The sequence below is a fragment of the Pseudomonas sp. BF-RE-25 genome (assembly GCF_019956105.1).
GTDB lineage: Bacteria > Pseudomonadota > Gammaproteobacteria > Pseudomonadales > Pseudomonadaceae > Aquipseudomonas > Aquipseudomonas migulae.
The window spans coordinates 1-6,180 of record NZ_JAHBDB010000089.1 but is presented as its reverse complement, the minus strand read 5'-3'; the positions used below and the strand labels follow the sequence as shown (position 1 = coordinate 6,180).

Sequence of the window (6,180 nt, the reverse complement as noted above, 5' to 3'; positions counted from 1 at the left end):
GACCCACCGCCTTCGCGAGCAAGCCCGCTCCCACAGGTTCCCGGTTTCATTCGGTTAAATCTTCAGCGTTCGATGATTGCGGTGACGCCCTGCCCGCCCGCCGCACAAATCGAGATCAACCCCCGGCCCTTGCCGGCAGCGTCGAGCAGCTTGGCCAGATTGGCGACAATGCGCCCGCCCGTCGCTGCAAACGGATGCCCTGCCGCCAGTGAACTGCCTTTGACGTTTAGCCGGCTGCGGTCGATGGAGCCCAGTGGCGCGTCGAGGCCGAGGCGGGTTTTGCAGTACTCGGGGTCTTCCCAGGCCTTCAAGGTGCAGAGCACTTGTGCGGCGAAGGCTTCGTGGATTTCGTAGTAATCGAAGTCCTGCAAGGTCAGGCCATTGCGCGCCAGCAAACGCGGGACCGCGTACACCGGCGCCATCAACAGCCCTTCGGCACCGTTGACGAAATCCACCGCCGCCGCCTCGCCATCGCGCAAATACGCAAGGATCGGCAAGCCGCGTTCCTTCGCCCATTCTTCGCTGCCCAGCAGCACCAGCGACGCGCCGTCGGTGAGCGGCGTCGAGTTGCCGGCGGTCAGCGTGCCTTTGGCGCTTTTCTCGAACGCCGGTTTCAGCGGCGCAAGTTTTTCCAGGGTCAGGTCCGGGCGCAGGTTGTTGTCGCGGGTCAGGCCGAGGAATGGCGTCATCAGGTCGTTGTGCCAGCCTTCGGTGTAGGAGGCCGCCATTTTCTGATGACTTTCCAGCGCCAGTTGATCCTGCTCGGCGCGCGCAATGTTCCAGGTCTGCGCCATCAGTTCGCAGTGTTCGCCCATCGACAGGCCGGTGCGGGGTTCGCCGTTGCGCGGAAATTCCGGGACGAGATGACCCGGTCGCAGCTGCAAAAAAGTTTTCAGTTTGTCGGCCGTAGTCTTGGCGCGGTTGGCTTGCAGGAGGATTTTGCGCAAACCTTCGTTGATGCCGATGGGCGCGTCGGACGTGGTGTCGACGCCGCCGGCAATGCCGCACTCGATCTGGCCCAGGGCGATTTTATTCGCCACCAGCAACGCCGCTTCCAGACCGGTGCCGCACGCTTGCTGGATGTCATAGGCCGGCGTGGTCGGCGACAGTCGGGAGCCGAGCACGCATTCGCGGGTCAGGTTGAAGTCCCGGGAATGCTTGAGCACTGCGCCCGCCGCCACTTCGCCCATGCGCAAACCGTGCAGGTTGAAACGCTCGATCAGGCCTTCGAGTGCGGCGGTGAGCATCGCCTGGTTACTCGCGGTGGCGTACGGCCCGTTGGAGCGTGCGAAGGGAATCCGGTTACCGCCGATGATCGCGACGCGGCGCAGCTGAGTCATGAAAAAGCTCCTGATGAAAATCCAAATACCAACACCAACCCCTGTAGGAGCCAGCTTGCTGGCGATAGCGTCCGTTCAGGCAATGAAGGTGTCGACTGGACGGACGCCATCGCCAGCAAGCCGGCTCCTACAGGGATTGCATCGCTACAAAATCCCGGGATAAAACCAATCTGCAATGTCCAAGCGTAGGCCTGATCTCGTGGATCGAACGACTGATTGCCATTCGTGGTCCACACTTTGAACCCCAGCTGCTGGAGCGCGTTCCATGTCTGACCGCTATATCGACTTCGCCAATTCATCCATCGGCCATCGTCTGGTCGGGGCCTTGGGGCTGCCGTCGCCGGTTCGGCTGGAACGCTGGCAGGCGGGCCGGCTTCGGCCTGTCGAGGGGGCGCTGCTGATCGGCGGCGGGCCGCTGGCGGAAAAAGTCAGCGCCTTCGCCAACCGCCTGACCGATGCGATTTACAGCTACGGCAGCGAACCTTCGATCGCCACCGCGTGGATTCCCGGCCACGGCCCGAAACTCAAGGCGGTGGTGTTCGACGCCAGTCATCTGGTGCAAACCGATCAGCTCAAGCAACTGCGCGAGTTCTTTCAGCCGCTGATGAAAAACCTCGATCACTGTGCGCACCGGGTCATTCTCGGGCGCGCGCCGCAGACGTTAAGCGATCCGTTTGCCGCCAGCGCCCAGCGCGCCCTGGAAGGCTTCAGTCGTTCGCTGGCCAAGGAACTGCGCAGTGGCGGCACCTTGCAACTGGTCCACGTCGGCGAAGGTGCCGAGGATCAACTGGAAGGCCCGCTGCGGTTTTTCCTTTCGCCCAAAAGTGCGTTCGTCTCCGGGCAAGTGATTCACCTGAACCCCTGCGCCACGCCAGTGACGGACTGGACGCGTCCGTTGTCGGGACGCAAGGCGCTGGTCACCGGCGCGGCGCGCGGCATCGGTGCATCGATTGCCGAAACCCTGGCCCGTGACGGCGCCGACGTGATCCTGCTCGACGTGCCACCGGCGAAAACCGATCTCGACGCCCTCGCCGCACGCCTCGGCGGACGCAGCATCACCCTGGACATCTGCGCCGAAGACGCCGCCACGCAGTTGATCGAGCAGTTGCCTGACGGCGTCGATATCGTGGTGCACAACGCCGGCATCACCCGCGATAAAACCCTGGCCAACATGACCCCGGAATTCTGGGATGCGGTGCTCGCGGTCAATCTCAATGCACCGCAAGTGCTGACCAAGGCTCTGCTCGACAGCGGCACCCTGCACGATAACGGCCGCGTGATTTTGCTGGCGTCCATCAGCGGCATCGCCGGCAATCGCGGGCAAACCAATTACGCGGCGAGCAAGGCGGGTTTGATCGGTCTGGCCCAAGCCTGGGCGCCGTTGCTCAATGAGCGGGGCATCAGCATCAACGCGGTGGCACCGGGATTCATCGAAACGCAAATGACCGCACACATTCCCTTCGGCTTGCGTGAGGCCGGCCGGCGCATGAGTTCGCTGGGCCAGGGCGGCTTGCCGCAGGACGTTGCCGAAGCGGTGGCCTGGCTGGCGCAACCTGGCACCGGCGCGTTCACCGGGCAAGCGCTGCGGGTCTGCGGGCAAAGTGTCTTGGGGGCTTAGCGATGATCACCGATTGGCACACACTCAACCGCGAACCGAGCCTGCCAGGGTTGTATGTGCAGGCCGCTACGCGCCGCAAGATCACCGGCACCACGCTGCCCGATGCGGGTTTGCGTTGCTGGGTCGATGTTGACCCGAAACGCCTGGCGGCCTATCGCAACGTCTGCGGGTTTGCCGACAACGGTTTGTTGCCGCCGACTTATCCACACATCCTGGCGTTCGCGCTGCAGATGCAACTGCTGACCGCCAGGGATTTTCCGTTTCCGCTGCTGGGGTTGATTCACCTGAGCAACCGCATTCGCGTCTTGCGGCCCATGGGCGGCGTGAACCGCGCGCGCATCAGCGTGCAGGTGCAGAATCTGCAACCCCATGCGAAGGGGGCGACGTTCGAGCTGCTGACAACGCTCGATGATCAGTTGGGGCCGTTGTGGGAGGCTGAAAGCCGGATGCTCTGTCGCGGGGTCAAACTCGAAGGCGAACCGGCCGAGGAAGTGCTGGCCCCGACGTTGCCGTTGAGCGAAGTCACCCGCTGGAAAGCGCCGGCGGACATCGGTCGGCAATACGCCAAAGTGTCCGGCGACTACAACCCGATCCACCTGAGTGCGGTGAGCGCCAAACTGTTCGGCTTCCCGACGGCCATTGCCCATGGGTTATGGAACAAGGCGCGAACGCTGGCTGCGCTTGCCGATCATTTGCCCACGGCAAACGTCGAGATTGCCGTGCAGTTTCGCAAACCGGTACGCCTGCCCGGTGAGGTGACACTGCTCGCCAGTGCGGCGGGGTCCAGTGGAGATTTCCAGCTGCTGGGTGCAGGTGATCTGGAGCACATGGCCGGACATTGGCGACCGGTTGCCTGATCGTTCGCATCAGCCAGATCAGCAGGACAAAGCTCTGCAACCGGTAAAAAACGTCCGTTTTGGCTGAATGATTCTATGCTGACATTACATAGTGATAGTCAGGGTAGACGCACTCATGAAAACAAACCTCCCCCGCAAGCAAACAAGTGCCGTAGCCACCACGGATCGGAGCCGGCAACTGGACAGGATTCCCGCCGCGCTGTATTTTGATGCCGCCACCGACGCCATCGCCCGTTCGAGCGTGCAATTTTGAGTTCCGGGGACAAGCTGTTCGGGCGCTTGCTCAACCGTAATCCGCCGCCACCGGAAATCCCCAAGGCCCTGAGCACGCCAGGTGTCGGCTTACAGATGCGCCTGGACGCCGAAGGCCGGGTCATTCATCTGGCTGGCCCGCTGCGCCATGGCCTGGCCCAGCAGCACCCCGCCGCGCAGGCGCCGCTTCTACACGATTACCTCATGCCGCACAGCAGCCTCGCCGTCCAAGGCACACCGGCCGACTGGCAAGGACAAAGTCTGGATCTGGACTTTTTCAGCCTCAGCGGGCAACCCTTGCACCTGCGCGGCTGGGTGCAGCCGTTGGCCGATGCCTGGCTGTTGCAGTTACTGGACATCGGCGATTTGTTGTACGAACGCCGGCAAGCGCGCAGCCGCGAACTCTGCCAGTTGCTCGCGACACAGATCGGTGATCAGTTGCGCCTGTGCAGCCTGGCGCGCCTGCCCGACGTACTGCTGGAACAACTGCAACATCTGGCGCGGCGTTTTCAAATCCCGTGCATGGCCGTGGCGTTGCTGGATGAACAGGAAGACGGTTGGCAGATCCATCAACATTACGCGGCCTTTGATGCGCCCCGGCTGTGGCAAAACGGTCAACGCCTGGGCACCGGGCTCGACAGTTTGAACGGCTCCGCCCCGCAGCATTTGACCCTCGGCGAGCACCCGCGCCTGCACAGCCTCTTCGGTAATGCCGAAGGGCTTGCGGTGCCTTACCACGATGCGCAAGGCGTGGTCGCGTGGTTGCTCTGTGGTTTTTACCCGGTGCAACAACGTGCACCCGACGTCGGAGAGCGCGACTGGCTGCAGCTCGCCGCCGCGCTCGCCGGGCCATTGCTGGAGCGTTTGCGTGAGCATCAGCATCATCTGCAACTGGAGCGACTGGAATCGCTGCAAGCCTTGCTCGGCAGCGGATGGTGGGAAATTTTCAGCGACAGCGCCGAGGTGCAATTGGCGTCGTCGCTGGCCAACACACTGAACCTGATCAGCACACGCATGCCCCTGCACGCCTGGCTCGAGCAGGTCCACCCTGCCGACCGCAAAGCGTTGCGCAGTCGTCTGCAAGACTTGCAGGACGACGGCACACCTTTATTGCTCTGCGTGCGCCTGCATCACCCCGACACGCCGACCTGGTATCGCCTGCAAGGCCAAGCCATGGGCGTCGGCAAAGACCGGCGGCTGGTGGGTTTCATGCTCGACATCAGCGACATCAAAAACCAGCAACAGGACGCCGCGACGGCCCAGAGCGCGAAAATGGCCACCCTTGGCGAAATGGCCACGGGCCTGGCGCATGAAATCAGCCAGCCGCTGAACGTGATGCGTCTGGCCATCGTCAACGTGCTCAAGCGCCTGGACAACGGTGAAGTGCAGGTCGACTACCTGATCGACAAACTCAACCGCATCGATGCCCAGGTCCAGCGTGCGGCGCGGGTGGTCGATCACATGCGAGTGTTCGGCCGCCGCTCGGAGGCCGAGCAGCATCCCTTCAATCCGGTTGACGCCATCGGGGGCACGCTGTCGCTGCTGGCCGAGGAGTTGCGAGGCAAAGGCGTCGAGCTCAGGGTCAGCGAGACTGGTTTCCAGGTTCAGGTGCGTGGCAATGTCGATCAGCTGGAACAGGTGCTGATTAACCTGATGGTCAACGCGCGGGATGCATTGCTGAGCAAATGCGAAACGGATGGGGATTTCAAACCGTGGATTTCGCTGCACACCGAACGTGACGAACATTCAGTGCGACTGTGGGTCGAGGACAACGGTGGCGGTATCGATCCGCAGTTGCTGGAGCGGATTTTCGAACCGTTTTTCACCACTAAACCGGTGGGTGTGGGTACGGGGCTGGGGTTGTCGGTGAGCGTTGGCATCGTCGAGAACATGGGGGGAACACTGCGTGCGAGCAACTCGGCCGAGGGTGCTCAGTTCTGTATTGAGTTGCCGATTGCAGTGGACGATCGGATCACCGGATAGGCTTTGTCTTTCTGGCCAGGCAAATAAAAACCTGTAGGAGCCGGCTTGCCGGCGATGGCGATGGCGATGCCAAATTCAACATAGATGTCTGTCTCTTATACCCATCTGACGCTGCCGACGATACCCCTTT

5 protein-coding genes are annotated in these 6,180 nt (G+C 62.3%); 4 read left to right on the top strand and 1 reads right to left on the bottom strand.

Features of this window, described 5'->3' with window-relative positions:
• Window positions 1–62 precede the first annotated feature (62 nt).
• Entirely contained in the window at window positions 63–1,340 is a 1,278-nt protein-coding gene (locus tag KGB24_RS28435) for an acetyl-CoA C-acetyltransferase (protein WP_223413880.1), read from the bottom strand.
• A 265-nt stretch (window positions 1,341–1,605) separates the two neighbouring features.
• Here KGB24_RS28435 and KGB24_RS28430 point away from each other — a divergent pair, with 265 nt between their 5' ends.
• The 4 genes from KGB24_RS28430 (at window position 1,606) to KGB24_RS28415 (ending at window position 6,050) form a co-directional block, all read left to right on the top strand.
• Window positions 1,606–2,958 carry a 3-oxoacyl-ACP reductase gene (locus KGB24_RS28430; RefSeq protein WP_223413881.1) on the top strand — a complete coding sequence of 451 codons (1,353 nt, stop codon included), beginning with the start codon at window positions 1,606–1,608 and terminating at the stop codon, window positions 2,956–2,958.
• Between the two features lie 2 nt (window positions 2,959–2,960).
• Window positions 2,961–3,815, top strand: coding sequence for a MaoC family dehydratase (locus tag KGB24_RS28425; RefSeq protein ID WP_223413882.1), 855 nt, complete (start codon window positions 2,961–2,963; stop codon window positions 3,813–3,815).
• A 115-nt stretch (window positions 3,816–3,930) separates the two neighbouring features.
• Window positions 3,931–4,068, top strand: a complete 138-nt coding sequence (locus tag KGB24_RS28420) for a hypothetical protein (RefSeq protein ID WP_223413883.1) — start codon at window positions 3,931–3,933, stop codon at window positions 4,066–4,068.
• Window positions 4,065–6,050 (top strand): sensor histidine kinase, encoded by a 1,986-nt coding sequence (locus tag KGB24_RS28415; RefSeq protein ID WP_223413884.1) that lies wholly within the window; start codon window positions 4,065–4,067, stop codon window positions 6,048–6,050. The genes KGB24_RS28420 and KGB24_RS28415 overlap by 4 nt, the downstream gene beginning before the upstream one ends.
• The last annotated feature ends 130 nt before the right edge of the window (window positions 6,051–6,180 follow it).